General features: G+C 51.6%; 24 protein-coding genes and 1 pseudogene. 9 read left to right on the forward strand and 16 right to left on the reverse strand.

All coding sequences use genetic code 11. The annotated features are described in order from the left end of the window. Nucleotides 1-421 precede the first annotated feature (421 nt). The gene (locus ACMYUL_RS08770; protein ID WP_415770034.1) at nucleotides 422-2,098 is read right to left on the reverse strand and encodes a formate--tetrahydrofolate ligase; all 1,677 of its coding nucleotides are present in this window, start codon (nucleotides 2,096-2,098) and stop codon (nucleotides 422-424) included. Between the two features lie 195 nt (nucleotides 2,099-2,293). On the opposite strand from ACMYUL_RS08770, the gene ACMYUL_RS08775 reads away from it, so the two are divergent. After that, nucleotides 2,294-2,725: an EamA family transporter gene (locus ACMYUL_RS08775; protein ID WP_003776540.1), complete on the forward strand. Its 432-nt coding sequence runs from the start codon at nucleotides 2,294-2,296 to the stop codon at nucleotides 2,723-2,725. Nucleotides 2,726-3,064: 339 nt separating this feature from the next. Here ACMYUL_RS08775 and ACMYUL_RS08780 read toward each other — a convergent pair whose 3' ends face one another. From ACMYUL_RS08780 to ACMYUL_RS08815, 8 genes and pseudogenes are all read right to left on the reverse strand, one after another. Then, nucleotides 3,065-4,465, reverse strand: coding sequence for an L-serine ammonia-lyase (locus tag ACMYUL_RS08780; protein ID WP_415770037.1), 1,401 nt, complete (start codon nucleotides 4,463-4,465; stop codon nucleotides 3,065-3,067). A gap of 283 nt (nucleotides 4,466-4,748) precedes the next feature. Next, a pseudogene (locus tag ACMYUL_RS08785) lies at nucleotides 4,749-4,862 on the reverse strand (IS5/IS1182 family transposase); the annotation flags it as partial. 117 nt (nucleotides 4,863-4,979) lie between these two features. Next, the gene (locus tag ACMYUL_RS08790) at nucleotides 4,980-5,675 is read right to left on the reverse strand and encodes a M48 family metallopeptidase (RefSeq protein ID WP_415770039.1); all 696 of its coding nucleotides are present in this window, start codon (nucleotides 5,673-5,675) and stop codon (nucleotides 4,980-4,982) included. Nucleotides 5,676-5,705: 30 nt separating this feature from the next. Further along, nucleotides 5,706-6,440, reverse strand: a complete 735-nt coding sequence (locus tag ACMYUL_RS08795) for a lysophospholipid acyltransferase family protein (protein ID WP_415770041.1) — start codon at nucleotides 6,438-6,440, stop codon at nucleotides 5,706-5,708. An 83-nt stretch (nucleotides 6,441-6,523) separates the two neighbouring features. Continuing rightward, on the reverse strand, nucleotides 6,524-7,102 hold the full coding sequence (gene gmhB / locus ACMYUL_RS08800) for a D-glycero-beta-D-manno-heptose 1,7-bisphosphate 7-phosphatase (RefSeq protein WP_415772935.1): 579 nt from the start codon (nucleotides 7,100-7,102) through the stop codon (nucleotides 6,524-6,526). Next, the gene (locus ACMYUL_RS08805; protein ID WP_415770043.1) at nucleotides 7,099-7,563 is read right to left on the reverse strand and encodes a cell surface protein; all 465 of its coding nucleotides are present in this window, start codon (nucleotides 7,561-7,563) and stop codon (nucleotides 7,099-7,101) included. The genes gmhB and ACMYUL_RS08805 overlap by 4 nt, the downstream gene beginning before the upstream one ends. Before the next feature lie 104 nt (nucleotides 7,564-7,667). Further along, complete coding sequence (locus tag ACMYUL_RS08810; protein WP_415770045.1) at nucleotides 7,668-8,909, reverse strand: aromatic amino acid transporter; 1,242 nt, start codon at nucleotides 8,907-8,909, stop codon at nucleotides 7,668-7,670. Between the two features lie 470 nt (nucleotides 8,910-9,379). Then, nucleotides 9,380-10,438: an AI-2E family transporter gene (locus ACMYUL_RS08815; protein WP_049230204.1), complete on the reverse strand. Its 1,059-nt coding sequence runs from the start codon at nucleotides 10,436-10,438 to the stop codon at nucleotides 9,380-9,382. A gap of 255 nt (nucleotides 10,439-10,693) precedes the next feature. Between ACMYUL_RS08815 and ACMYUL_RS08820 the strand changes: the two genes are divergently transcribed. Then, on the forward strand, nucleotides 10,694-10,978 hold the full coding sequence (locus tag ACMYUL_RS08820) for a late embryogeneis abundant protein (protein WP_246830436.1): 285 nt from the start codon (nucleotides 10,694-10,696) through the stop codon (nucleotides 10,976-10,978). 190 nt (nucleotides 10,979-11,168) lie between these two features. On the opposite strand, the gene ribF is transcribed toward ACMYUL_RS08820, so the two are convergent. Next, nucleotides 11,169-12,101, reverse strand: a complete 933-nt coding sequence (gene ribF, locus ACMYUL_RS08825) for a bifunctional riboflavin kinase/FAD synthetase (protein ID WP_049230202.1) — start codon at nucleotides 12,099-12,101, stop codon at nucleotides 11,169-11,171. Nucleotides 12,102-12,192: 91 nt separating this feature from the next. Beyond that, the gene (locus ACMYUL_RS08830; RefSeq protein ID WP_342031055.1) at nucleotides 12,193-13,173 is read right to left on the reverse strand and encodes a hypothetical protein; all 981 of its coding nucleotides are present in this window, start codon (nucleotides 13,171-13,173) and stop codon (nucleotides 12,193-12,195) included. Between the two features lie 354 nt (nucleotides 13,174-13,527). On the opposite strand from ACMYUL_RS08830, the gene ACMYUL_RS08835 reads away from it, so the two are divergent. The 3 genes from ACMYUL_RS08835 to rpmG all read left to right on the forward strand — a co-directional run bounded on the left by ACMYUL_RS08835 (nucleotide 13,528) and on the right by rpmG (nucleotide 15,599). After that, on the forward strand, nucleotides 13,528-14,850 hold the full coding sequence (locus ACMYUL_RS08835) for a M23 family metallopeptidase (RefSeq protein ID WP_415770048.1): 1,323 nt from the start codon (nucleotides 13,528-13,530) through the stop codon (nucleotides 14,848-14,850). 331 nt (nucleotides 14,851-15,181) lie between these two features. After that, a complete protein-coding gene (gene rpmB, locus ACMYUL_RS08840; RefSeq protein WP_002216391.1) occupies nucleotides 15,182-15,415 on the forward strand; it encodes a 50S ribosomal protein L28 in 234 nt (77 codons plus the stop codon). Nucleotides 15,416-15,443: 28 nt separating this feature from the next. Beyond that, nucleotides 15,444-15,599, forward strand: a complete 156-nt coding sequence (gene rpmG, locus ACMYUL_RS08845; protein WP_003684373.1) for a 50S ribosomal protein L33 — start codon at nucleotides 15,444-15,446, stop codon at nucleotides 15,597-15,599. A 149-nt stretch (nucleotides 15,600-15,748) separates the two neighbouring features. Here the strand turns inward: rpmG and ACMYUL_RS08850 are convergent, their stop codons facing one another. Next, nucleotides 15,749-16,849: a histone deacetylase family protein gene (locus ACMYUL_RS08850; protein ID WP_415770051.1), complete on the reverse strand. Its 1,101-nt coding sequence runs from the start codon at nucleotides 16,847-16,849 to the stop codon at nucleotides 15,749-15,751. Nucleotides 16,850-17,080: 231 nt separating this feature from the next. Between ACMYUL_RS08850 and yajC the strand changes: the two genes are divergently transcribed. The 4 genes from yajC (at nucleotide 17,081) to ACMYUL_RS08870 (ending at nucleotide 21,190) form a co-directional block, all read left to right on the forward strand. Then, nucleotides 17,081-17,347, forward strand: a complete 267-nt coding sequence (gene yajC / locus ACMYUL_RS08855) for a preprotein translocase subunit YajC (RefSeq protein ID WP_049228571.1) — start codon at nucleotides 17,081-17,083, stop codon at nucleotides 17,345-17,347. Between the two features lie 75 nt (nucleotides 17,348-17,422). Further along, the gene (gene secD / locus ACMYUL_RS08860) at nucleotides 17,423-19,276 is read left to right on the forward strand and encodes a protein translocase subunit SecD (RefSeq protein WP_415770053.1); all 1,854 of its coding nucleotides are present in this window, start codon (nucleotides 17,423-17,425) and stop codon (nucleotides 19,274-19,276) included. Nucleotides 19,277-19,279: 3 nt separating this feature from the next. Then, a complete protein-coding gene (gene secF / locus ACMYUL_RS08865; RefSeq protein ID WP_342031051.1) occupies nucleotides 19,280-20,215 on the forward strand; it encodes a protein translocase subunit SecF in 936 nt (311 codons plus the stop codon). Nucleotides 20,216-20,632: 417 nt separating this feature from the next. Next, nucleotides 20,633-21,190 carry a nitroreductase family protein gene (locus tag ACMYUL_RS08870; RefSeq protein ID WP_342031050.1) on the forward strand — a complete coding sequence of 186 codons (558 nt, stop codon included), beginning with the start codon at nucleotides 20,633-20,635 and terminating at the stop codon, nucleotides 21,188-21,190. A gap of 132 nt (nucleotides 21,191-21,322) precedes the next feature. On the opposite strand, the gene ACMYUL_RS08875 is transcribed toward ACMYUL_RS08870, so the two are convergent. The 4 genes from ACMYUL_RS08875 to yjgA form a co-directional block, all read right to left on the reverse strand. Continuing rightward, complete coding sequence (locus ACMYUL_RS08875) at nucleotides 21,323-22,204, reverse strand: carbohydrate kinase (RefSeq protein WP_342031049.1); 882 nt, start codon at nucleotides 22,202-22,204, stop codon at nucleotides 21,323-21,325. A 408-nt stretch (nucleotides 22,205-22,612) separates the two neighbouring features. Continuing rightward, nucleotides 22,613-24,313 carry a single-stranded-DNA-specific exonuclease RecJ gene (gene recJ, locus ACMYUL_RS08880; protein WP_342031090.1) on the reverse strand — a complete coding sequence of 567 codons (1,701 nt, stop codon included), beginning with the start codon at nucleotides 24,311-24,313 and terminating at the stop codon, nucleotides 22,613-22,615. Nucleotides 24,314-24,382: 69 nt separating this feature from the next. Then, the gene (locus ACMYUL_RS08885) at nucleotides 24,383-25,087 is read right to left on the reverse strand and encodes a hypothetical protein (RefSeq protein WP_342031048.1); all 705 of its coding nucleotides are present in this window, start codon (nucleotides 25,085-25,087) and stop codon (nucleotides 24,383-24,385) included. A 161-nt stretch (nucleotides 25,088-25,248) separates the two neighbouring features. Next, nucleotides 25,249-25,779 (reverse strand): ribosome biogenesis factor YjgA, encoded by a 531-nt coding sequence (gene yjgA / locus ACMYUL_RS08890; protein ID WP_342031047.1) that lies wholly within the window; start codon nucleotides 25,777-25,779, stop codon nucleotides 25,249-25,251. Nucleotides 25,780-25,799: the final 20 nt, after the last annotated feature.

Genomic DNA, 25,799 nt, shown 5'->3' on the forward strand with positions numbered 1-25,799 from the left:
AGTTTGTTATTTAAACAAACAGTCCCTATGTCAGAAATAAAACTTTCTATTGGGATTTCTATCTTGCTTACAGGTTTTTTGGGATATATTACATATTAATTTACTGGGTAAATAAAGGCTGTTTCCAAGAATTCATAGAGTATTTACAAACTTTCGTGATTAAAAAAAATAAAAAAACTAAAAATGCCAAAATAGTAGCAATGGCAGTGGCTCATATATCAACAATTATAATAATTATCAGTGCGGCGTACTATTTATTACAACAAGTTGAAAAAGATTCTCAAGCCCAAATTATTTTAAAAACTTTCAGTATTAACTAAGAGCATTTAATAATTTATTAATTATATGATTTAAATGAAAGAGGTCGTCTGAAAACCATTTTCAGACGACCTTTGCCGTTTTATTTCACTTTCAATTCAAATCAGAACAAGCCGTGAATCACGCCGTCTGCGTCCACGTCGATTTTCTCGGCAGCGGGGACTTTGGGCAGGCCGGGCATTTTCATCATGTTGCCGCACAGGGCGACGATGAAGCCTGCGCCGGCGGAAACGGTGATGCCGCGCACGGTGATGCGGAAGCCTTCGGGGCAGCCCAAGAGTTTGGCGTTGTCGCTCAGGGAATATTGGGTTTTCGCCATGCAGACGGGCATTTTGTCCAAGCCCAGTTTTTCCAGCGAGGCGATTTCGGCGGCGGCTTCTGCGCTGAAATCGACGTCTTCCGCGCCGTACACTTTTTGGGCGATGGCGCGGATTTTGTCTTTGATGTTCAACTCGACATCGTAGGCGAAGCGGAATTCGTTGGGTTGGTTGTCGATGGCGTTGACAACTTTGCGCGCCAAATCTGCGCCGCCCGCGCCGCCTTTGCCCCACACTTCGGTCAGGGAAACTTCGACGCCGTGTTCGGCGCAGGCTTTTTCAATCATTGCCAACTCGGCATCGGAGTCGGACACGAAGCGGTTGATGGCGACGACGACGGGCAGCCCGAATACGTTTTTCAGGTTGGAAATGTGTTTCAGCAGGTTGGGCAGACCTTTTGCCAAGGCTTCGAGGTTTTCTTCGCCGAGGTTGGCGCGTTCTACGCCGCCGTTGTATTTCAAGGCGCGGACGGTGGCGACGACGACGGCTGCGTCGGGTTTCAAACCGGCCAGACGGCATTTGATGTCGCAGAATTTTTCCGCGCCCAAATCCGCGCCGAAGCCTGCTTCGGTAACGGCATAGTCGGCAAGGTGTTTCGCCAAACGGGTGGCGGTAACAGAGTTACAGCCGTGGGCGATGTTGGCGAACGGGCCGCCGTGTACGAAGGCCGGAGTACCTTCGATGGTTTGCACTAAGTTGGGCTTGATGGCGTCTTTGAGCAATGCCGCCATCGCGCCGTGGGCTTTCAAATCTTTGGCGTAAACAGGGCTGCCGTCTTTGGCGTAGGCGACGAGGATGTTGCCCAAACGCTCTTTCAAATCGCTGATGTCTTTGGCAAGACAGAATACCGCCATCACTTCGGAGGCGACGGTAATGTCAAAGCCGTCAGGACGCATCACGCCGTCAACAGGTTTGCCCATACCGTCGATGATGTTGCGCAACTGGCGGTCGTTCATATCGACCACGCGCCGCCACAGGACGCGTTTGGGGTCGATGTTCAATTCGTTGCCTTGGTAGATGTGGTTGTCGAGCATGGCGGCGAGCAGGTTGTTCGCCGCACCGATGGCGTGGAAGTCGCCGGTGAAGTGCAGGTTGATGTCTTCCATCGGCAAAACTTGGGCATAGCCGCCGCCCGCCGCGCCGCCCTTGACGCCGAACACAGGCCCCAAAGAAGGTTCGCGCAGGGCGATAACGGCGTCTTTGCCGATGTGGCGCAACGCGTCCGCCAAACCGATGGTCACGGTGGTTTTGCCTTCGCCCGCCGGAGTCGGGTTGATGGCGGTAACCAAAATCAGACGGCCTTGTTTTTGCGGCAGTTTGAACGCCTCGGCAGGATTGATTTTGGCTTTGTAATGGCCGTAGGGTTCGATATTGTCCACGTTCAAACCCAGCTTGGCGGCAATTTCGCCAATCGGACGCATGGTGGAAGATTGGGCGATTTCGGCATCGGTTTTGAAGCTCATGATTTTCCTTTACTGAATGGAGAAGAAAAAGAGGAGGGTCGTCTGAAAGCCCATCGGAAAGACAAACGCTGATGGATTCAAAAGAATATTAGGCATATTATAGCGTTATCTGAGAATGAATCGCAGTGAAAAATTCGATAATTCAACAAAAATACGGTTCATATTGTTGACAATCCACAAGAGAAACGGACAAACATGGGCAGCAACGCATGGCTTTTCTGGGCATTGGCTTCCGCAGGCTTCGCCTCGCTGACGGCGATTTTCGCCAAAATGGGTTTGCAGGGCATCGATTCGGATTTCGCCACCTTCATCCGCACGCTGGTCATCCTCGCCGCGCTGGTCTTGTTCCTGACCTATACCGGCAAATGGCAGGGCGTGAACGGGTTTACCGGTCGCAACTGGACATTCCTGATTCTCTCCGGCCTCGCTACCGGCGCATCTTGGCTCGCCTACTTCAAAGCCCTGCAACTGGGCAACGCCTCGCAAGTCGCCCCCGTCGATAAATTCAGCCTGGTTTTGGTTGCGCTGATGGCGGTGGTCTTTCTGGACGAACGCCCCAGCACGCAGGAATGGGTAGGCTTGGGACTGGTTACGGCGGGCGTGTTGACGTTGGCTTTGAAGCGGTAGGGCTGAATGATTTTTCAGACGACCTTTTAAGCCGAGAGGTCGTCTGAAAATATTGCGTTGCAAAAATAGGGCTGCTGAAGACTTGTTGTCATTTGCGGCGATGGTTTTGTGTGTAGTGGATTAACTTTAAACCAGTACGGCGTTGCCTCGCCTTAGCTCAAAGAGAACGACTCTCTAAGGTGCTGAAGCACCAAGTGAATCGGTTCCGTACTATTTGTACTGTCTGCGGCTTCGTCGCCTTGTCCTGATTTTTGTTAATCCACTATAAAATGAATCGAGTCAAACAAAAGGTCGTCTGAAAAACAAAATGTTCAGACGACCTTTTTGTCTGCTCCGTTTTCAACATTCCACAACGCGGACGGAGACGGGGACGGCTTTTTTCTGGAGGGTGATGGCGAGTCCGGCAAGCGAGGTTTCTTTGTAGGTGGACTTCATGTCGCGCCCTGTCTGCAGCATGGTTTGGATGACTTCGTCGAGCGAGACTTTTTTGTCCGTGCCGTCTTCCAGCAGGGCGAGGGTGCCGAGTTTTAGGGCTTTTTCGGCGGCGATGCCGTTGCGTTCGATGCAGGGGATTTGCACCAATCCGCCGACGGGGTCGCAGGTCAGGCCCAAATGGTGTTCCATCGCCATTTCGGCGGCGTTTTCCACTTGTTTGGGCGTGCCGCCGATGACTTCGGCGTATGCACCCGCCGCCATCGAGCAGGCGACGCCGACTTCGCCTTGGCAGCCTACGTCTGCGCCGGAGATGGAGGCGTTGGTTTTGTAGAGGATGCCGATGGCGCCTGCGGTGAGCAGGAAATTTTCGACGCGCTCTTGTGTGGCGTGCGGGTTGAACTTGCGGAAGTAGTGCAGAACGGCGGGGATGATGCCGGCGGCACCGTTGGTTGGGGCGGTCACAACGCGTCCGCCGGCGGCGTTTTCTTCGTTGACTGCCATGGCGTAAACCATCGGCCAAAGTTGGGTGTTGACGATTTCGGTTTCGCGCAGGGCTTTGAGTTTGGCGGCAAGCTGCGGGGCGCGGCGGCGGACGTTCAAGCCGCCGGGTAGTTCGCCGTCCGCTGCCAGCCCGCGTTTGATGCAGCCTTCCATAACGTCGGCAACGCCGGCGACGCGGCGGCGGATTTCGGCTTCGCTGCAACCGACAAGCGCGGCTTCGTTTGCCAATACGGCTTCGGAAATGTCGAGCTGGTTCATGCGGCATTGGGCGAGCAGTTCGGCGCAGTTGGTGTAGGGGTAGGGGACTTGGCGCGTTTGTTCGGCTTGTTGGTCAAACTCTTGATCGGTAACGATAAAGCCGCCGCCGACGGAGTAGTAAATTTGTTCTTTGAGTTTGCCGCCGTCTTGACCGTAGGCGGTGAAATTCAGCCCGTTCGGGTGTTTGGGCAACACTTGGTCGCCGCGTATGTTCAGGTCGCGGTCGAAGTTGAAACTGATTTCGCGTCCGTTGAGGTGGAGGATGTGTTGCGTGCGGATGCGTTCGAGGCGGTCGGGGATGTCGGCAAGGGGGATGTCGTGCGGCAGGCTGCCTTCCAAGCCAAGTAGAAGGGCGTCGAATGTGCCGTGTCCGCGTCCTGTCAGCGCCAGCGAGCCGTAAATGTCGATGACGATGCGCTCGGTTTGTACGTCCAGTCCTGATTGTTTGAGGTCGTCTGAAAAGGCTGCAGCGGCTTTCATGGGTCCGACGGTGTGGGAGCTGGAAGGGCCGATGCCGATTTTGAAAATGTCGAAAATGCTGATCATGATGTGTTTTCCCTGATATTGGCTGTTTGTGCGACGGCTTGCGGATGTTGGCGCAAAAACCGGTTGAGTTGCGTGTCCGCTGTTGTTGGTTTGTCGGGTGTTTTAGGCGTTTGAAAGTCTGCGTATTTTAGCCTTTTTTGTCGGACGGATGAACAAGACAGCCGTTGCGTAAAAGGTCGTCTGAAAGGTTCTTCTTCGGGTAATGCCGCGCACTCTCGCCGTCGCAAAAGTATACGGCATTATCCTGCTTTGCAGGGTGGGCGGATAGTGGGGAAGATGGTTTGTATAGTGGATTAAATTTAAACCAGTACGGCGTTGCCTCGCCTTGCCGTACTATTTGTACTGTCTGCGGCTTCGTCGCCTTGTCCTGGTTTAAATTTAATCTACTATAACGGATTTGTGCGGTTTGCCGAGCGTAGAAAGAATCGATGAGGTCGTCTGAAACCTTGTTTGTGCTTGAAACGGGGTAAAACAGGGTTTCAGACGACCTTGGTGTATCGGCGCGTTGCACGGTTCAGCCTAATGCAAACAATTCGCGCCCGTGGGCTTTCAGCCATTTTTCGGCGGCTTGGGTGTGTGGGGTGAGGCGGTTGACGGTTGCCCAAAACTGCGGGCTGTGGTCGGGGTGGGGCAGGTGGCAGAGTTCGTGGATGCAGATGTAGTCTGCGACGTAATCGGGTGCGCCGATGAGTCGCCAGTTGAGGCGGATGCCGGTGGTGTGGCGGCAGACGCCCCAGAAGGTTTTGGCGTTGGAGAGGGCGGTCGCGGCGGGAGTGAGGGCGGTGGCGCGGGCGTGGTGTTCGAGGCGCGGCAGCAGGTATTCGCCGGCGCGTTCGTGCAGGAAGCGGCGCAGGTGGGTCAGTTGGGCGGCAGGTTCTTTATCGGGCAGTAGGATTTCAGACGACCTGATTTGGATGTGGCTGCCGCTGTGGACGGACAGGGTCGTCTGAACGCCTTGATACCAAATCCATTCGGGGAGGGTGTCGGCGGATGCGGCGGCGGTCGGGGTTTTGGCGAGGGTGCGGCGCAGCAGGGGTTCGTTGTCGGTCAGCCATTGGGCGAGAAAGCGATGGCTGACAAACGGGGGAACGTTGATGCTGACGGTGTCGTGTGATACGGGGCGCAGAATGAGGTTTTTCTTGGCGCTGCGTTTGAGCCGGATTCGGATGGACTGGCCGTCTGAAAGGGTGTGGGCGTAGTGTTGGGACATGGATTGGGCTGGTGTCGGGGAGATGCGTTTTCAGACGACCTTTGCAACGGCAAACGGTCCTTTTCCTTCAATCAGGGGTTGTTGCGTTTCAATCCGTTTTTCGCATTCCTTCATCAATTCGGCTTCGGTGCCGCTGCCGTGGGGGATAACGGGGTGGATGACGACGGTGATGGTGCCGGGGTGTTTGAGGAAGGAATTTTTCGGCCAAAATTCGCCGCTGTTGAGGGAAACGGGGACGATGTCCATTTCAAACATTTTCGCCATGCGCGCGCCGCCGAGTTTGTAGCGGCCTTTTTCGCCGGGTGGTAGGCGTGTGCCTTCGGGGAAAATGGTGATCCAGTAGCCTTCGTTTTTGCGCGCCATGCCTTGTTCCATCAGCTGTCTGTTGGCTTCGCGGCTGTTGCTGCGGTCTATGCCTATGGTTTTGACGAGTTTCAGACCCCAGCCGAAAAAGGGGATTTTGAACAGCTCGCGTTTGGCGACGTAAACCTGCGGCGGGAAAATTTCTTGCAGGGCGAGGGTTTCCCAGCCGCTTTGGTGTTTGGCGCAGATGATGGAGGGGCGGTCGGGGATGTTTTCGGCACCGATAAGATGGTATTTGAGTCTGATGATGTGTTTGAGCGACCAATTGAGGATGCGTACCCAGATTTGCGCCATTTTGTGCGCGCCGCCTTGGACGGGCAGGGCGAGGAGCATGAAGGGGAAAAGTAAAATCAGGCTGGTGCTGAGGATGAACCAGTAGGTCAGGTTGCGGATGAGGAGCATGTTTTTACCTGTCGGATGGGTCGTCTGAAATCTTGTTCGGGCTGGAAACGGGGCAAAACAGGGTTTCAGACGACCTCGTGTATTTATGGGTTTGCCTGTCCGTCTGCACAATCTTGCGTGGTTTCGTGCATGATGTATTGGGAGAAGGCGAGCAGGTTGTCGAAAACTTGGGTGTTTTCGGGTAATTCTTTTTCCTGTTGCGACAGGGTTTTCTTGCCTTTGCCGGTCAGGACGAGCGCGGTTTTGCCGCCTGCTTCGTGCATAGCCTGCAGGTCGCGCAGGCTGTCGCCGACCAGCCAGGTTTCGGCGGGGTTGGCCTTGAAGCGTTCGAGGATGTCGTAAATCATGCCGGGCTTGGGTTTGCGGCAGTCGCAGTTGTCGGCGGCGGTGTGCGGGCAAAACCAGATGCCGTCGATTTCGCCGCCTGCCTGACGGACGAGGCGGTGCATTTTCGCGTGCATTTCGGTCAGGTCTTGGACGGTAAAATATTTGCGTCCGATGCCGGATTGGTTGGTAGCGACGGCGATGTTGTAGCCTGCCTGCGTCAGGAAGGCGATGGCGTCCATGCTGCCTTCGATGGGTATCCATTCGTCTACGGATTTGACGAAGTCGTCACGGTCTTGGTTGATGACGCCGTCGCGGTCGAGGATGATGAGTTTCACGGTTGCTCTCCGGCAGGGGATGCCAAATTGTTTTTCCATTGCTCAAACGCTGCTTGGAAGACGGGTTTGAGGCGTTTGTAGATTTCGGGGGTGTTGGGGACGTGGTAGAAGCCGCCGAGCGACGGGGTGTCGAGGGTGCGGACGTAGTCTTCTAAAAATGCACCGTAGCCGTCTTCTTCATTGTCGTAGTAATAGGAGGTGAATTTCTGCCCTTGTTCGGTGAAGTCGTCGGGCGTGAGCGCGCCGTCCATGTGTTTGAGCAGGAAGCGGCGGCCGCTGGTTCTGCCTTTGAGCATATTGGCGAAATCTTCCGCACTTTCGGGGGCGGTTTGCCAAACGGGATTCGCCAGCCCTGCCTGCGCCGCCCATATCCAGTACATGCCAATATGCGTGGCGGCGTTTTCGGACGGCAGTCCTTCGGGATATTCTTCATCTAGGTGGAAGCGGATGTTGTCGTACATGGACGGTCGTGTGCTGTGATTCTGAGGGTGTTTATTGTAACGGAAAACGGGAGAGGTCGTCTGAAATCTGTTTTCAGACGACCTCCGGGGTGTCGATTTGCTTGTCAGCCTTTGAACACGGGGACGAGTTCGAGCTGGCTCAATACCTGCGCGGCGATGTTGATGACACCGAAGAGGAAAACCCAAACCATCAGCCCGAATCCGCCGTAAATCTTGTAGTTTTTGCCTGTGCCGAATTTTTGGCGCGAACGGTAGAGCAGCATGGCGGGGATGATGCCGGTCCAAATGGTTGCCGCCAGACCGACGTAGCCGATGGCGGTAACGAAGCCGGTGGGGAACAGCAGGCAGGAAATCAGGGGCGGCAGGAAGGTGAGGGCGGCGGTTTTGGTGCGGCCGGACACGCTGTCGTTCCATTTGAAGATGTCGGCGATGTAGTCAAAGAGGCCGAGCGTTACGCCGAGGAAGGAAGTGGCAATCGCCATATAGGAGAAGAAGGTCAACACTTTGTCCATGCTGCCGGTTTGGGTGAACTTGGACAGGGCTTCGATGAGGACGGAGACTTTCCCTTCGGTGGCAATCACGGGGGCGAACTCGCTGCGCGGCAAGTTGCCTTGGATGGCGATTTGCCACAGGACGTAAATCACTAGCGCGACCAACGTACCTGCCCAAATGGATTTGGCGACTTTGCGCGCATCGCCTTTAAAGTATTTGAACAGGCTGGAGACGTTGCCGTGGAAGCCGAAGGACGTGAGGCAGACGGGCAGGGCGGTAGCGGCGTAAATCCAGTAGCTGGTACCTGCGGGGGCTTGGGTGTCGAAGAGGATGGGCAGTTTGACATCGGCAATCAGCCCGCCGGTCGCCCAGATGAAAGTCAGCACCATGCCGCCGATGAGGATGGAGGTGAAACGGTCCACTAGGCGGGCGGATGCCCATACGCAGGTAGCGAAAATCAGGAAGAATGCGAGTTGTCCGAAGGTCAGAGGGATTTTTACACCGAACGTGCTGCCCAGTCCTTTGGCGGTCAAGTCGCCGCCAACGAAGATGTAGGCGTAGGTGAGCAGGTATAAAACGAAGGCGACAGCGATGCCGTTGATGGCGTTCCAAGTCGGGCCGAGCAGGTCTTTGACCATGGTGTCGAAGCTGGCGCCGTGCGGATAGTGGGTGTTGACTTCAAGGATCATCAGACCGCTGGAGAGCATGGAAAACCAAGTATAGAGCAACACAATCAGCGAGCCTGTAAACCAAACGCCGGAGGTGGCGGTCGGGTTGGCAAGCATACCTGCGCCGATAACCGTACCGGCGATAATCATGGCGCCGCCGAAAAGCGACGGGGTTTTGACGGACATGAAATTCTCCTCGGAAAAACAGTCCGCCATTATGCCGTAAAGTGTAAGGATTGGTAAGGAGGTCGTCTGAAAACTTTGTTTCGAGCTTTTCAGGCGACCTCGTTGCATTCCGATACTCTAAATCCATTATCGCCTCGATACGACAGGATTCGTGGGCAAAGCCCACGCTACGCCGTCGAAAGCATGCAAAGTTGGGGAAACCCTTAGCGGGAGTTGTTGTGTTGGTTTGTGGGATAACAATCGTAGCGTGGGCTTTGCCTACGAGAATCTGCCTCCTCTCCCGTCTGGCGGGAGGGTTGGGGAGAGGGTGGCTCTTTGCCCTTTATTGCCGTATGTCCGCAAGCCACTCCTATCCTAGCCTTCCCCCGTCGGACGGGGGAAGGAATAAGGTTGCTGTAACTAAAAAAAGGTCGTCTGAAAACCTATTTCGAGCTTTTCAGACGACCTTTCATCTATATTTCAAACACTATCTAAATCAGCTTCTGCTGTTTCAACTCATTCTTCAGATACGCATAATAAACCGGTGCGACGATGATGCCGCCGACGCCGAAAATCCGTTCGAACACGACCATCGCCACCAGCAATTCCCACGCGCTTGATTCGATTTCCGAGCCGATGATTTTCGCGTTCAGGAAATATTCGAGCTTGTGGATGACGACTAGGAACACCAGCGAAGCGACCGCCACATATAAAGACGCGCCGAGGCTCAAGATGATAATGATGGTGTTGGAAATCAGGTTGCCCGCGACGGGAATCAGCCCGACGATGAAGGCGATGACTAACACGGTTAGTTTAAACGGCAACTCCACGCCGAAAAGCGGCAGGATTAGATAAAGGTACACGCCCGTCAGTGCGGTATCGATCAGCGAGATTTTGACCTGCGCCAGAAACACGCGCTCGAAGCTGGTTTCGAAGTTCACAATCCGCCGCACCAGTTCTGCCTTGAAGGGTGGCATTTTGCGGCGGTTTTTGCGCATGTTGAGGCGGTGGAAACTGAGCATCGCGCCGATGATGATGCCGATAAGGATGTACACGAACGAGGTGAAGCTGTTTTTGCTGATGCGCGTCAGCGCGGCACTGTATTCTTCAATCAATTTGACCGCATAGGCTTTGATTTCGGCGGTATTGTTGGGCAGCATGTTCAAAACCGACTGCGGCAGGCTGCTGCTGTTTTTCGTGTCTTCCAAAATCGCCGCCAGCTTGGTCAGCATCACGGTGATATGCCCGCCGTGAATCAGGTGGTAAATCCCTAGCGACATCAATAGGATAACCGTCAATACGATGCCTATGGTCAGCGTGGTCGAAATCAGGTTGATATTGTGCGCGTTGAGCGATTTGTGCAGAAACGTATTGCGCGCGAGCGTACGGCGGCGCAGCCAAAGAATCAGGCCGTTGGTCTTGGTGATGAAGACGTAGGTCAGGATGACGGCGAGTAAAAGGGGCAAAAAGTGGAAATACAGCACCACAAACAGGGCAAGCCCCATCAGGATGTAGGATGCATTGCGGAATCGGGAGTGTTCGAAAATCATCGGATGTAATGCCATGAAATATATAAATTTAAACAATCAAGTTATGAGGTACGATTAATAAAGCAGGACAAGGGGGTTAACCCTCCTTTTGAAACTTTATTTCAATTTCGCTCGAGCTGACTTCGGTTTACAAACAAACCGTTACAATAAAAACTCAATCGCACCAAGCAGTTATGCGATTGTCTTTACGCAAATTGCCATTTGGCATTTGACGGAATGATTTTATCAGACAAATTTCCCGAAAGGATATTACACATGAAAACATTGTCTAAATTGACCTCCCTCGTTCTTGTTTCTGCCGGCCTGATCGCTGCTCCTGTGGCTATGGCCCAACCTGCTTCCGGCAAAGCCGCTAAAGCAGAACACGTTCACAAAAAAGCCAACAAAGCTAAAAAACAAGCCAACGACCTGAAAACCGACAAAGCTGCTGAAACTGCTGCACCGGAAGCCGAAGCTGCCAGCCCGCTGACCGGTCAAGGTAAAACTACTACCGAAACTGCACCTGCCGCTGCTCAAGAACAGGCTCCTGCTGTTAAATAAGTAGGATATAGTGGACTGAATTAAAAGAGGGATTCTGTTCCCCGCGCACCGTTTTGACGGTTGTCGTCCTTTTTGAATTTAGGCCATTAGAAATCTCGCAGGCAGATGTCTGCATCTTAGGAAAAAGGTCGTCTGAAAAGATTTTCAGACGACCTTTTTCAATTCGTATCTGGTGGTTGTGGCTATATTTTCAATACGTTTGCTGCCATTTCTTTGCGTCTTCTATGTCTTGTTCGATTTGACGTTTTAATGTTTTGATATCGCTGAATTTTTGTTCGTCACGCAGCTTGTGTAGGAAGCGCACTTTCAAACGTTGACCGTAGAGATTGCCGTCGAAATCGAATAAATGGACTTCGAGTTTTTGCGAATTGTTGTTGCTGACGGTCGGGTTGAGACCGAAGCTGGCAACGCCGCGCCGTGTGCCGAATGCGCCGTCCGCTTCGACGACGAATACGCCGCGCAGGGGATAGCGGTGGGGCGGAAGTTGGATGTTGGCGGTAGGAGCGTTGATGGTTCTGCCGAGTTTTTTGCCGTGTTTGACTTTGCCGCTCAAAACATAATCGTGACCCAAAAGCTTTTTTGCGTACGCCAAGTTGCCGTCTGTCAAGGCGTTGCGCACGGCTGTGCTGCTGGTGCGGATGTCTTCGACGATGACGGAAGGTGTACGCTCGGTTTGTATATCGCTTTGCTGCTTTAATAAGTCGAAACAGCCTTCGCGTCCGGCGCCGAAGCGGAAATCATCGCCTATGAGCAGGTAGCGTGTGTTGAGTGTTTGGCGCAGCAGTTTGTCGATGAAATCCTGTGCGCTCATGTTGGCGAAGTCTTGACTGAAACGTAACACCCATACGGCGTCGATGCAGCCGGTATCGCGCAGCAGCTCGAGTTTGGTGCGCAAGGGGGCGATGCGGCATGGGGGCGTAAAGCCTGCTTTTCGGGAGAAAAATTCTTTGGGTTGAGGCTCGAAAATGACGACGATAACGGGAAGGTTGCGCGAATCGGCTTCGTTTTTGAGTTTTTGCAGAATGTGTTTGTGACCGAGGTGTACGCCGTCGAAATTACCGATGGTGACGGCCGCTCCTTGCGGAAAATCAGGTGCATTGTGCTGACCGAGTCGGATTTTCATGGGCGGTTGGTGCGAGTAGTGGAATAGTCGCGTATTGTAAACGTTATTGGTGTTTCTATAAACAGGGCGGCTAAACGGTGGTGCAGACGCATCACCATCTGCCGGCAAATATTTTTTTTGATTGCCAGAATTTCCATTTTGAAAACGGCGTGATGTGTAAAGTGCCACCGTTTTCTCCGTCGGTACTGATAGATAGTTTTTTCAGACGACCTTCAGAGACTGCCTGCCAAAGCGGGGCAAACCAGCGGGTTTCCCAACTTTCTAAAATCTCTTGGTATGTCTGAATATCGCCCGTTTGTTCCGTAATTGCCAAGTCGTCTAGAAAGATAACAGGGTTGGCAGGGCGAATACCCGATTCATCAACCGCATCCAGCCAAGCCTGAAAATCATAAGGCGCATCCAAGCTGAGGTCGTCTGAAAATTGCGCCCAGATGCTGTCGGAAGCGATTAAGTCCGCAGAACGCAGCCCCGTCAAATCTTGCCAGAGCCAAAGACCGTTGATGGTAGGGATATCGTTTTGAGTGCGGATTGTGTTGAGCGGGTGTTGGTGCAGCCACATTTGAATTTCAGTCTGCATTCCCAGCCATTGCAAAGCATCTTTTCCATTCGCTTGGTCAGCCGATCCGATTTGCCCGTAGATATCCAATACCGGCGCAATCCCCCAATCGCTTTCCGATGGCAAAGTAATCAGCCACAAATCGGGACGGACAGGCAGAAAATACCAACCTTCTTTGCTGTAAAACTCAGACAGCTCCAAACATAATTGAGCCGCTTCTTCTTGAGTGATGTGCAGATGTTCGCCGTTGACTACGCTGACTTGGTACAATCCCATTTGCTGCCATATCGGGCTGGCAAACGCAGCCGCCTGATGCGGTGAAATCCCCATCAGCTCTTTGACTTGCGCCAACAAGCTTCCCTTCCATAAATATCGGCGATAAAAATCAGACGGCTTCATTTCTTGTTTATGTAATAACCCATATCGCAAGATTTGGTTAAACGCAGGAAGCGGGAGAGGAGGAAGTGTCTCATCTTTTTGACGGTTGAGAGAGGGGAGGGCAAGCGTCAGATTCATGGCAGTCGGCAGAACGGAAAAAGCTTATTTTACGCGAGAAAATACAACATACTCAAAATAACCAATGTCATTATCAGGCAGGATGATGGATAGCGTTTTTGAGTTGGAAGTGTGCATATGTTATAATTAAGTCCGCGTAAATTTCAGAAAAAAGGGGTGTAAATCAAAAGAATAGCCCCGATAATCTTGCTCGGTTCTGAGTAAATTTGATTGTTTATTTTATTCACTTGGTATACATATTGTCTGGGAGAGACCGTAAACGCGGTTGATAAGATAAACAATTAAACTCAATAATTTCAAATGACATAATAGATGCGGTAGTAGAGTGATTATTACCGTATTGAAGGATAATGCGTGACTAAAACAACTCGATTTTCATTCATGCGCCGTTTCTGGCACAACAAACCCGTACGTTGGTCATTGTTGGGCATCCTGCTGCCTGTATCAGGAGTAATGACTGCCTATGCGGTCACTGAGCCGGTTTCCAATCCTCAAGGCATTGCGTTGGAGCGGATTTCTGAGGAATTGCCCGCCGTTTATGTTGAAACCAACAATTTCCAGTCTAGCTATTGGGCGCAGGAAGTTGTCCAACAGGGCGACTCCCTTGCGGACGTTTTGGCGCGTATGGGCGTGGCGCAGACCGACATCAAACAAATCATGGCGAAAAACAGCGCAGATCAAAATATGCAGCATTTGCGCGCCAACCAATCCGTCAACATCCGTATCGATTCATCAGGTCAGGTAACCGATGTGCAATTCTTTACCGATGAAGAGTTGGAGCGAAACCTTGTCGCGCTGGAAAAAGTCAAAGGCAAATGGCAGTTGTCTACTTCTGAAGTAGACATGAAAGTCATGCCGACTTTGCGCTCTATTGTTGTGCGAACTTCCGCACGCGGCGCGATGGCACAGGCCGAAATACCTGTCGAAATCCGCGAATCACTCAGCGAAATTTTCTCTGACGTACTGAGCTTGGAAGAATTGCAGGAAGGCGATGTCGTGCGTCTTCTGTACAACAATATGTATTTCCGCGGCCAGCAAATGGGTACCGGCGATATTCTGGCGGCTGAGATTGTCAAAGGCGGAAAAACTTATCAAGCTTATTATTACAGCCAAGGCAAAGGCGACGAAGAGAGCGGCAGCTATTATGATCAAAACGGTAAATCCCTCCAGCAAAAAGAGGGATTCAACATTGAGCCGGTTGTCTATACCCGTATTTCCTCGCCGTTCGGCTACCGAGTTCACCCCGTTTTGCATACCGTCCGTATGCATACAGGTATTGACTATGCCGCACCAACAGGCACACCGATTAAAGCCTCTGCCGACGGTGTGATTACCTTCAAAGGCTGGAAAGGCGGTTATGGTAATACCGTCATGATTAGACACTCTAATGGCGTCGAGACACTTTATGGACACATGAGTGCATTTACGCCGGCGGAAGGTAATGTCCGGGCAGGCGAAGTGATCGGCTTCGTCGGTACAAGCGGACGCTCGACCGGCCCACACCTTCACTACGAAGCACGCGTGAACGGTCAGCCGGTCAATCCGACGACAGTTGCATTGCCGACTCCGAAACTGACGCCTACCAATATGGCAGCGTTCCGCCAACAGCAGAAAACTGCCAATACCATGCTTGCCGCAATACGCGGTTTGCCGGTATCCGTTGCACAGTTGGACTGATGGGATTTGCTTGAAAAAAGGTCGTCTGAAAAATTTCAGACGACCTTTTTTGATGTTTGGTGGAATTGATACGGACTATCTGCATCAACATTTTTACAACTTGCTTTTGCCCCATGCTTGATATTGCTGGGGGGTGGATAAATAAATGTATTCGATGGAAAAATCCGCTATAATTCGCACCCATTACGTTTTAAGAAACAGCGTTCCCTGAAAACAACATTGGAGAGGCTCATTCTCGAAAACAATCGTTTTTTCATCAAACAGCTTGAATGAATGCTGCTTTTTATGGTATAAATCACGTTTTACTATTTTAGAAGTTTGGAGACTAACCATGGCACGAGTTTGCAAAGTGACCGGTAAGCGCCCGATGTCTGGCAACAACGTATCACACGCCAACAACAAAACCAAACGTCGTTTTTTGCCTAACTTGCAATCACGTCGTTTCTGGGTAGAAAGTGAAAACCGCTGGGTTCGCCTGCGCGTTTCTAACGCTGCATTGCGTACCATTGATAAAGTAGGCATTGATGTCGTATTGGCTGATTTGCGTGCTCGCGGCGAAGCTTAATTTAAACTGTTAATTAAGGATTACTGCAATGCGCGATAAAATCAAACTGGAGTCAAGTGCAGGTACTGGTCACTTCTACACCACTACCAAAAACAAACGCACTATGCCCGGCAAATTGGAAATCAAAAAATTTGACCCTGTTGCCCGTAAACACGTTATCTACAAAGAAACCAAATTGAAATAATCCGGTTTCTGAAAAACTAAAAAACCTCTGTCTGACAGAGGTTTTTTTCTTGGTTTCTTATATTTGATTCAAGTAAAAGCCGAAATCGGTGATCCAGCGGATGGTTTAGGCCGATTTGTTCATGTTTCCAAAGTATGCCTTAAACCAAGTTAGAATCTAGTTTCTGTTTTCAGACGACCTATTTGGCTTGCAGGGCCGGTATTTTCTTTCTTCTGTCCACCGCGTTTCAAATGCTTTTGATAAGCGGCGACATAGCCTGCTTTGGGGAGTCCTGCCAAGACGCCGATATGGGCTGCGGCGGATTTTGCCAAAGGTTCGAGCGTGTAGCCGCCTTCCAGTACGGAGACGATTCTGCCGGGGCAGCTTGGAGCGGCTTGGATGATTTTGTGTGTCAACCAAGCGAAATCGGCTTCGTGCAGGTTCAGACGACCTGTTTCGTCTTGTTTGTGTCCGTCGAAACCTGCGGACAGGAAGACCAGTTCGGGTTTGAATGAGGTCAGTTTGTTCAACCATTTTTCGCGTACGGTAGTGCGGAAGACGCGGCTGCCGGTGTTGGAAGCGAAAGGCAGGTGCAACATATTGGCGCCGTTGGCGGAATGGTTGGTTTCGGGAAATGGGAAGAGGTCGGTTTCAAAAAGGTTCATAAACAGGACGCGCGGGTCATCTTTGAAGATTTCCGCTGTGCCGTCGCCGTAATGGACGTCAAAGTCGATGATAGCGATGCGTTGGAGTCGATATTCGGCGATGGCGTGCATGACGCCTGCGGCGACGTTGTTTAATAGGCAGAAACCGCCGGCTTTATCGCTGTGCGCGTGATGTCCGGGTGGGCGGACGGCGCAAAAGGCGTGCCATGCTTTCTTATTCATCACCATATCCACCGCCTGAACGACAGCACCTGCGGCGTGACGGGCAGCTTTGAGCGAACCATGACTCATGACGGTGTCGCCGTCGAGACGGTAGATTTTGTCCGGCTGGGGCAGGCAGGCTTCGAGTGAGCGCAGGTATTTGCGCGGATGAACCAAGGCGAGGCGGGCATCGCTGATTTCTTCGGCTTCGACAGTTTGCAGATGCCGCCAAATATCCTGGCGTTTGAGTTCGGCTTCGATAACGGCAGTGCGTTCGGGCGAGTCGGGGTGTCCTACGCCGGGGTGGTGTTGTGCAAAAACGGGATGAGAAATCCAGACCGTGCGCGCATTTTTACCCAAAAGGCGGCGTAGGCGCGTACGCAGTCGTCGAATGAGTTTTTTCATGAGGAAAAGGGCGCGGGGCCTGTCGTTGGTGGGAAGAAGTCAGGTTTTAAATGTCGTTGAAACTTCATTTTCAGACGACCTGACATGATAAATATGGTTAATAAATAGGGAAAGGCTTGGAAATTTTTCAGACGACCTTTAGAATAGCTTAATTTTGCGGCTGTACCAATGCTTTTTTCTGCCGCAAGCGGTGTTTTACTTAATTTTAATCTCTTAGAAAACGGACGAATTATGAATCAAACTGTGGCCCAATTTGCCCCTTTAGTGCTGATTATGGTGGTGTTCTACTTCCTGATCATGCGTCCCCAACAAAAGAAATTCAAAGCACACCAAGCCATGCTTGCTGATCTGAAAGTCGGTGATAAGGTTGTTTTGGCAGCAGGCTTCAAAGGCCGTGTTACCAAAGTCGGCGAACAGTTTTTCACCGTAGACATCGGTCAAGGTGCAAAAATCGAAGTCGAAGTGGAACGTAACGCGATTGCCGCCAAAGCCGAGTAATCCGTATTTTTGCCAAGAGCCGCCTCGGAAAACTGAGCGCGGCTGTTTGTCTTCATAATAAATCGAAGGTTTACCATGAACCGTTATCCTTTATGGAAATACCTGCTGATTGCGTGCACGATTTTGGTTGCCGTAGTGTATTCGCTGCCCAACCTTTTCGGTGAAACGCCCGCAGTACAGGTATCAACCAACCGACAAGCCATCGTTATCAACGAACAGACCCAGTCCAAAGTGGATGCCGCGCTGAAACAGGCTGGTATTCAGACCGACGGGATGTTTGTTGCGAACAACTCGCTGAAAGTGCGTTTCAAAGATACCGAAACCCAGCTTAAAGCCCGCGACGTTATCGAAAATACTTTGGGCGATGGCTATATCACCGCGCTTAACCTGTTGGCGGACAGCCCCGAATGGATGGCCAAAATCGGCGCTAACCCGATGTTCTTGGGTTTGGACTTGCGCGGCGGCGTGCATTTCACCATGCAGGTGGATATGAAAGCTGCGATGCAGAAAACGTTTGAACGTTATTCGGGCGACATCCGCCGCGAAATGCGCCGTGAAAAAATCCGTACCGGTACCGTCCGTCAGATTGAAAACGGTCTGATTGTTCCGATGCAGGACACTGCCGACGTACAAAAAGCCATGCCTAAGCTGCGTCAGCTTTTCCCTGAGGCAAATTTGAACGCTGATGGCAATAACATCACGCTGACATTATCCGAAGAAGCGATTAATAAAGTACGCTCTGATGCGGTGAAACAAAACATCACCACCTTGCATAACCGTGTCAACGAGCTGGGCGTGGCTGAACCTGTCATCCAGCAATCCGGCCTCGACCGCATCGTCGTGCAGCTGCCGGGTGTGCAAGATACTGCTAAAGCAAAAGATATTATCGGCCGTACCGCGACTTTGGAAGTGCGTATGGTAGAAGACGACCCTGTCAAAGTGCGCGAGGCTTTGGAAGGCAATGTTCCGAGCGGTTTCGAGCTGTTGTCCAGTAGTGGTGATCATCCACAAACCTTGCTGATCAACAAACAAGTTGAACTGACCGGTGACAATATTAACGACGCACAACCAAGTTTCGACCAAATGGGTGCTCCAGCAGTCAGTCTGAGCTTGGATAGCGCAGGCGGCAGTATTTTTGGTGAATTGACCGCCGCCAACGTCGGCAAACGCATGGCGATGGTGTTGATCGATCAAGGCAAATCCGAAGTGGTTACCGCACCGGTTATCCGCTCAGCTATTACCGGCGGACGCGTGGAAATTTCCGGCAGCATGACGCAGGCGGAAGCCAATGATACTTCTTTGTTGCTGCGTGCAGGTTCTCTCGCTGCACCGATGCAAATCGTGGAAGAGCGCACCATCGGCCCGTCTTTGGGTAAAGAAAACATTGAAAAAGGTTTCAATTCCACCTTGTGGGGCTTTGCTGCCGTTGCGTTGTTTATGGTGGTTTACTACCGCTTGATGGGCTTTTTCTCGACCATCGCCCTGAGTACCAATATTTTGTTCTTAGTCGGTATATTGTCTGCCATGCAGGCAACGTTGACGCTGCCCGGTATTGCCGCATTGGCGTTGACGTTGGGTATGGCGATTGACTCCAACGTATTGATTAACGAACGTATCCGCGAAGAGTTGCGCGAAGGCGTGCCGCCGCAACAGGCAATCAACCTCGGTTTCCAACACGCATGGGCAACCATTGTCGACTCCAACCTGACCTCGCTGATTGCCGGTATCGCCCTGTTGGTATTCGGCTCCGGTCCGGTTCGCGGTTTTGCCGTCGTACACTGTCTGGGTATCCTGACTTCGATGTACTCATCCGTCGTCGTCTTCCGCGCCTTGGTTAACTTATGGTACGGACGCCGCCGCAAATTGCAGAATATTTCCATCGGCGCAGTATGGAAACCCAAAGCCGAAACAGTGGCAGGCAAGGAGTAAGACATGGAACTCTTTAAAATCAAACGCGACATCCCGTTTATGAACTACGGCAAACTGACGACCTTTATTTCGTTGGTAACCTTCATTGCCGCCGTATTCTTCCTCATTACCAAAGGTTTGAACTTCTCCGTCGAATTTACCGGCGGTACCGTGATGGAAGTGCAATATCAGCAGGGCGTGGACGTCAATAAAACCCGTGAAAAACTCGATACCCTGAAAATGGGCGATGTTCAAGTTCAGGCGTTGGGTACGAACAAACACATTATGATTCGCCTGCCCAATAAAGAAGGCGTAACTTCAGCGCAGCTTTCCAATCAGGTTATGGACTTGTTGAAAAAAGAGCAGCCTGACGTTACCCTGCGCCAAGTCGAATTTATCGGCCCGCAGGTCGGTGAAGAGTTGGTAACCAACGGTCTGATGGCATTGGGCTTTGTCGTGGCGGGTATCATCGTTTACCTGTCGATGCGCTTTGAGTGGCGTTTTGCCGTATCCGCCATCATTGCGAATATGCACGACATCGTGATTATTTTAGGCTGCTTTGCCTTCTTCCAATGGGAATTTTCACTGACCGTACTGGCGGGTATCCTTGCCGTATTGGGTTATTCCGTGAACGAATCCGTCGTCGTCTTCGACCGTATCCGTGAGAACTTCCGTAAACCAAGTATGCGCGGACACACCGTTCCGCAAGTCATCGATAATGCGATTACCGCCACCATGAGCCGTACCATCATTACCCACGGCTCGACCGAAGCAATGGTCGTTTCCATGCTGGTGTTCGGCGGCGCAGCGTTGCACGGTTTCTCAATGGCATTGACTATCGGCATCGTGTTCGGTATTTACTCTTCGGTATTGGTAGCCAGTCCGCTCTTGCTGATGTTCGGCTTAAGCCGCGACAATATCGCGAAGGAAGTGAAGAAGAAAGAAGAAGTCGTGGTCTGATTTTTTCATGATCGCGATTTGAAGAGGTCGTCTGAAAACTGGGAAAGTTTTCAGACGACCTTTTTGTTGCGTCATCAAACATGGCATTCAAACCGGCTTTGTGCTATATATAATGGATTAACTTTAAACCAGTACGGCGTTGCCTTGCCTTTCCTTGCCGTACTATCTGTACTGTCTGCGGCTTCGTCGCCTTGTCCTGATTTAAATTTAATCCACTATAGAGGGTTCGTTTTGAACGGATAGACCTTGTTCTTGCCAGCCTAAAGAGAATCGCTTGCTAAGCGTTTAAGCGTTGGTAAATCGGTTTGCACCATCTGTCGCAGTATTTTCCGCATACAGTCAGTATCGATTGGATGGTTTGATAAGGAATCCTGTTCAAGATGAATCCGATGTTTCAAATGAATTGAAAGATAAAATATGGATGCTTTACAACTTTTGACCACACGTCGCTCGTCTAAAAAACTTACCGCCCCCGCGCCGAATGCGGAACAGCTCGAATATATGCTGCAAGCGGCTACGCAGGTTCCCGACCATGGCAATATGCGTCCGTTTCGTTTTACCGTCATTCAAAGCGAGGCAGGCTTGCAACGTTTCCGCGAATTGTTGCGTCAAACGGTTACCGAGTTGAACTTTGGCGATGATGCGATGAAAAAAGCCGAGAAAGTCGGCAATATGGCGCCTATGGTGATCGGCGTGACTTTTGCGCCCAACCGAGAAGTGGCGAAACCTAAGCCAGAGTGGGAGCAAATGTTGAGTGCGGGCTGCGCCGCTTACGGGTTGCAGCTTGCCGCGTCCGCGCAAGGCTTTGACAATGTGTGGATTACCGGAATGTGGGTCAACAGCCCGCTTTTGCGCGAAGCGTTTGATTGTGAAGACAAAGATAAAATCATCGGGCTGATGATGGTCGGTTCGCCGACCGAAGCGGGTAGTGGTGCAAAAAATACCGATTTGGGGCAGTTCGTGACGGTTTGGTAAACAGTCCGAAAAATAGGCTTAAACGTAAGCATTTGTTTTGAAAAGTCAATTGGCTATATAAAAGGTCGTCTGAAAACAGAAAATCCGTTTTCAGACGACCTTTTGTTGTGAATGATCCGTTGATGACAAACATCAAGCCGGATTCATTAAGCTTTCGATTTCCTGTAAGGAAATGTCGGGCGTTGCGCCGTGTCTGGAGGCGACTAGGGCGCCGAGTGCGCAGGCGAAGGTAATGGCTTCTTGCGGCTCGGCATTGTTGAGCAGTTTGTAAGTCAGTCCTGCCAAGAAGCTGTCGCCGGAGCCGACTGTATCGGCAACTTTGATGCGGAAGCCGCAGTGGCGGTAGAGTTCGCCATCTTTGTATAAAACCGCGCCGTGTCCGCCCAAAGTCACGCAGATGATTTTTGCGCCGGTTAGTTGGGTGAGGTAAGTAATGTTTTGTTCGATGCTGTGGTAGGGCGAGCCGTAAACTGCGGACAGTTCGTACAATTCGTCGTCATTGAGTTTGAGCATATCCGCACGCTTCATGGTGGCAAGCAGGCGGTCGGTATCGTAGTGGGGTTTGCGCAGGTTGACGTCGAAGATTTTGAATTTGGCTTTTTCCATCAGTTTGTCTAATGCCGCACGGGAAATCTCGTCGCGGGTGGCAAGGCTGCCGAATACGAAGGCATCGGATTCGGCGACACGCTGCAAGGCGGCATCTTCGACGATGATGCGGTCCCAAGCGCAGGGATACACGATTTCGTATGACGCGCTGCCGCATTTGTCCAAGATGACTTTGACAAGGCTGGTATCACATTCTTTGCACACTTGCAGCAGGTCGGTATTGACGTTTTTCGCTTTGATTTGTCGCAGCAGCTCTTCTCCGTCGGCATCATCGCCGCGACGGCTGATGATGGCGGTATCGACTCCGAAGGATTGCAAACGGACCAAAACGTTCAGCGGCGCACCGCCCAACACTTTGCCGCTTGGAAAATCGTCCCACAACACTTCGCCGAAACTGGTTACTTTCATTTTAGGCCTTCCTTGCTTTGAGTTGATTGGCTGGAACTGCTGCGCTGCGTACGGTTTACCCATCATTTATTTGTAGTAAAACTCCAATACTTAGGCGCGTAAGCATTATGTTTTAAAATCTACCGACTGACAAGCAATCGCGGGTTTATCTGTCAGGAAGTTTGATTCATCACAAATTGCGTCTAAAGTGTTTGAATAGAAGGGTGATTTTTGATTTTGTTTTCTTTCGGTTGGCTGGTTTTGATCATGCGGATAAAGCTGCTTTTTTGAAATTTAAATACAAGTTGTGCGGGTGAGCTATCATCGGAAACGGATAATATTTCAAATTAATGCACAATTATCTGCCCTAAATAAAAGGTCGTCTGAAACCCGATTTTCGGTTTCAGACGACCTTTGCTTGTATAAACCTTAAGCGGCTTCCCAATAGTCGATGTAAAGCTGCAATTCCATCTGATTGCGCCACTCGTTTGCCACGGGGCGGTAAACCGTGCGGATGTATTCGGGGATGTCTTCGCTGCACCGCCAGAACATGGCTTCAAATTCGTAGCCATCTTTTTGCAGCCAGACTTTTTTGTGTTTACCCTCCGCGCCCAAAGGCTGCTGGCGGATGACGTGAAACTCGTCGGTAAAGCTCGGCGGCGCGAAGCCTTGTCCCCAAACGTGGCGGGCGAGGTTTTGCGCCTGTTCCAGCGTGATGTCGCAGGCTTTCAGGCTGCCGTCGGTGATGAAAGTTTGCGACAAATCGTCTTCGCACACCATTTCGCGCACGGCTTCTTCAAAGGCCGTCTGAAACGCGGGAATGTTGTGTTCGAGTATGCTCAAGCCCGCCGCCATCGCGTGTCCGCCGAATTTTAAAATCAAATCGGGGTGGCGTTTGGACACCAAATCCAAAGCGTCGCGCAGGTGCAGATTGGGAATGGAACGCCCCGAACCGCGCACTTCGCCGTTGTCCGCGGGGGCGAACACGATGGTCGGGCGGTAGAAGCGGTCTTTGAGGCGGCTGGCGACGATGCCGACCACGCCTTGATGAAAGTCGTCGCGGTAGGCGACTAGGGTCGTCTGACCTGAAGGGAGTGTTTCGGGAAAGGCGTTCAGCGCGTCTTGCAGCATGGATTGCTCAATTTCGCGGCGTTCGATATTGAGGTCGTTCAACTGCGCCGCCAATGTCTGCGCTTCTGCGTCGTCGCGCGCCAACAGGCAGGCGATGCCGACCGACATATCGTCGAGCCGTCCGGCGGCGTTGATGCGCGGACCCAGTGCGAAACCCATATCGAAAGGCTGCGCTTTGCGCCAGTCGCGCCGCGCCACTTCAAACAAGGCGCGGATGCCGGGCCGCATTTTGCCGGAACGCATCCGTTTCAAACCTTGCGACACGAGGATACGGTTGTTGTGGTCGAGGGGGACGACGTCGGCGACGGTGCCGAGTGCGACCAAATCCAAAAGTTCGCCCAGATTCGGTTCTCTGAGGTCGTCTGAAAAATAATCGCGGTGGCGCAATTCGGCACGCAACGCCATCAACACATAAAAAATCACGCCCACGCCTGCCAGACTTTTGCTGGGAAAGCCGCAGCCTTTTTGGTTCGGATTGACGATGATGCAGTCGGGTACGGTTTCGGCGGGTAGGTGGTGGTCGGTTACGATGACGGCCAAACCCAATTCCTGCGCCCGCGCCACGCCCGCGATGCTGGCGATGCCGTTATCGACCGTAACCAGCAAATCCACGCCTTGCGCGGCGGCGATTTCGGCAAGTTCGGGCGTCAAGCCGTAGCCGTGTTCGAAGCGGTTGGGTACGAGGAAATCCACCGCCGCGCCCATCGCCGCCAAGCCGCTCATGCCGACGGAACACGCGGTCGCGCCGTCTGCATCGTAGTCGGCGACAATCAGGATTTTTTCCTTGCGCTCGATGGTATCCGCCAAACGGCGGGCGGCGGCTTCGCAATGCGTCAGCAATTGATAAGGCAGAAGGCCGGCGAGTTTGTCGTCCAATTCGGCGGGACTCTGCACGTCGCGCGAGGCGCACAGCCGGGCGATTAAAGGGTCGGCGCCGGCGGTGAGCAAGTCATCGAGGATGTTTTGGTTGACGGGTCGAGTTTGGATTTTGACGGGCATGGTGTGTGGAAATATGTTTGATGTATTCAAGGACGGAAAGGTCGTCTGAAAACGGGCGTAACGGGTTTGTTAAAAGCTTGGGGTAAAGCTGGGACCTGTCATCATGGCAGGAATGAACAGTACCGGGGTAAGGGCGTCAACGGTGAGCGTCAGCGGTGTCAGCAACAGAGTACCTACTACTTTCACCGGACTGGTGTATACGCGAGAAGTGGTATAGCCGATGGAGACAGGAATGCTTTGTTCAAATTTGTAGTCGGCGGGCAGGTTTTTCGGGGTGGCGTAGTATTTGCCTTTGGCGTGAACACAGCGGTGGTAGACAGTGTTGTTTTTACCTTTGCCGGTTTCAAATGACAGGTTTTTCAGTTTGGCGATTTCGTCAGCTTTTTGAGTGTCGTAGCGTAGGCAGAAATCGGTGGTGAAATCAGCTTCTTTTTCATTGTTGACCACAACAGGCAGGGCTTTGAGGTCTTTTTTATATTTTTTGGCATCGGCAATTTGGAATTTTTTGTCGAGTTTGACATTAAGGATAGGCGTCAGGTCTTTTGAATCTTTGGCATTAATGACGAACCAGTATTTTTCGCCCATCATGATGATGCTGCCTTTTTCAAGTTGGTCATTGTCTTTGTTGACGATGCCGAAAGAGTGTACTTGGTCGGAAGTAATCGGATGAAAAGTGATTTTTTCTACTTTTTTATCCTCTTCCCACAGTTCTTGAGTCATACAGCCGTTTAATGATAAGGCAAGGAGGGCAGTGAGGGTAAGGCGAAGTTTCATAAGAGTAGTCCTTGAAAAGGTTGGTTTGTTTTATTGTTAAAGGGATGTCTGAAAAATGACGATATATTTTAATAAGATTATATGAAATTTGAAAAGGTCGTCTGAAAACGGGGCGGTGGGATTTACAGAACCCCCAACCCGTTTTCAGACGACCTCGATATTTATTCTGCCCAATCCTGCGTTTCTTCCGAATCGCTCTGATCGCCTTCCATGACGGATTTGATTTCTTGGAAGAGGGCGCGGAAGTTTTTCGGCGGTTTGTTTTGTTCCTGCTCTTTTTTCGTGTTGCGGATTAAGGTGCGCAATTTGCCTGCATCGGCATGAGGGAAGTCCGCCATAAACTGGGTAAGCGCGTTGTCGTCTGCCAAGAGGCGCGTGCGGGCTTGTTCGACGCGTTGCAAGAAGGCGTTGTGTGCGGTATTTTCGCCGCGCAGTTTGGCGAGGAAGGCTTCGATGGGCGCGGGGTCGGTGTCGCGCATCAGCCTGCCGATGAATTGGCTTTGGCGTTTGAGCGCGCCGTTGGACGTGATTTTTTTGTAGGTAACGACGGCTTCGTACAAATCTTCGTCCAAGCCGATTTTTTTCAGCGTATCGGTTGAGAGTTTGGTCAACTCCATGCCCAAAGCCTGCAAATCGTTCATTTGCTTTTTCATTTGGGTTTTGCTGACCCATTCGTCTTCGTTTTCAAACATTTTGATAAACCTTTAATTTT

It is taken from the genome of Neisseria sp. CP9 (assembly GCF_047758525.1).
Taxonomy (GTDB): domain Bacteria; phylum Pseudomonadota; class Gammaproteobacteria; order Burkholderiales; family Neisseriaceae; genus Neisseria.

Coding starts and splice junctions, on each gene's coding strand:
- ACMYUL_RS08810 (WP_415770045.1), bottom strand. CDS start 8,909: ATGTCCGTCAAAACCCCGTCGCTTTTCGGCGGCGCCATGATTATCGCC.
- ACMYUL_RS08795 (WP_415770041.1), bottom strand. CDS start 6,440: ATGCTCCTCATCCGCAACCTGACCTACTGGTTCATCCTCAGCACCAGC.
- secF (WP_342031051.1), top strand. CDS start 19,280: ATGGAACTCTTTAAAATCAAACGCGACATCCCGTTTATGAACTACGGC.
- ACMYUL_RS08770 (WP_415770034.1), bottom strand. CDS start 2,098: ATGAGCTTCAAAACCGATGCCGAAATCGCCCAATCTTCCACCATGCGT.
- ACMYUL_RS08830 (WP_342031055.1), bottom strand. CDS start 13,173: ATGAATCTGACGCTTGCCCTCCCCTCTCTCAACCGTCAAAAAGATGAG.
- ACMYUL_RS08775 (WP_003776540.1), top strand. CDS start 2,294: ATGGGCAGCAACGCATGGCTTTTCTGGGCATTGGCTTCCGCAGGCTTC.
- yjgA (WP_342031047.1), bottom strand. CDS start 25,779: ATGTTTGAAAACGAAGACGAATGGGTCAGCAAAACCCAAATGAAAAAG.
- ACMYUL_RS08885 (WP_342031048.1), bottom strand. CDS start 25,087: ATGAAACTTCGCCTTACCCTCACTGCCCTCCTTGCCTTATCATTAAAC.
- ACMYUL_RS08790 (WP_415770039.1), bottom strand. CDS start 5,675: ATGTCCCAACACTACGCCCACACCCTTTCAGACGGCCAGTCCATCCGA.
- rpmB (WP_002216391.1), top strand. CDS start 15,182: ATGGCACGAGTTTGCAAAGTGACCGGTAAGCGCCCGATGTCTGGCAAC.
- yajC (WP_049228571.1), top strand. CDS start 17,081: ATGAATCAAACTGTGGCCCAATTTGCCCCTTTAGTGCTGATTATGGTG.
- ACMYUL_RS08870 (WP_342031050.1), top strand. CDS start 20,633: ATGGATGCTTTACAACTTTTGACCACACGTCGCTCGTCTAAAAAACTT.
- ACMYUL_RS08780 (WP_415770037.1), bottom strand. CDS start 4,465: ATGATCAGCATTTTCGACATTTTCAAAATCGGCATCGGCCCTTCCAGC.
- secD (WP_415770053.1), top strand. CDS start 17,423: ATGAACCGTTATCCTTTATGGAAATACCTGCTGATTGCGTGCACGATT.
- recJ (WP_342031090.1), bottom strand. CDS start 24,313: ATGCCCGTCAAAATCCAAACTCGACCCGTCAACCAAAACATCCTCGAT.
- ACMYUL_RS08805 (WP_415770043.1), bottom strand. CDS start 7,563: ATGTACGACAACATCCGCTTCCACCTAGATGAAGAATATCCCGAAGGA.
- ACMYUL_RS08850 (WP_415770051.1), bottom strand. CDS start 16,849: ATGAAAAAACTCATTCGACGACTGCGTACGCGCCTACGCCGCCTTTTG.
- ACMYUL_RS08815 (WP_049230204.1), bottom strand. CDS start 10,438: ATGATTTTCGAACACTCCCGATTCCGCAATGCATCCTACATCCTGATG.
- ACMYUL_RS08875 (WP_342031049.1), bottom strand. CDS start 22,204: ATGAAAGTAACCAGTTTCGGCGAAGTGTTGTGGGACGATTTTCCAAGC.
- rpmG (WP_003684373.1), top strand. CDS start 15,444: ATGCGCGATAAAATCAAACTGGAGTCAAGTGCAGGTACTGGTCACTTC.
- ACMYUL_RS08820 (WP_246830436.1), top strand. CDS start 10,694: ATGAAAACATTGTCTAAATTGACCTCCCTCGTTCTTGTTTCTGCCGGC.
- ribF (WP_049230202.1), bottom strand. CDS start 12,101: ATGAAAATCCGACTCGGTCAGCACAATGCACCTGATTTTCCGCAAGGA.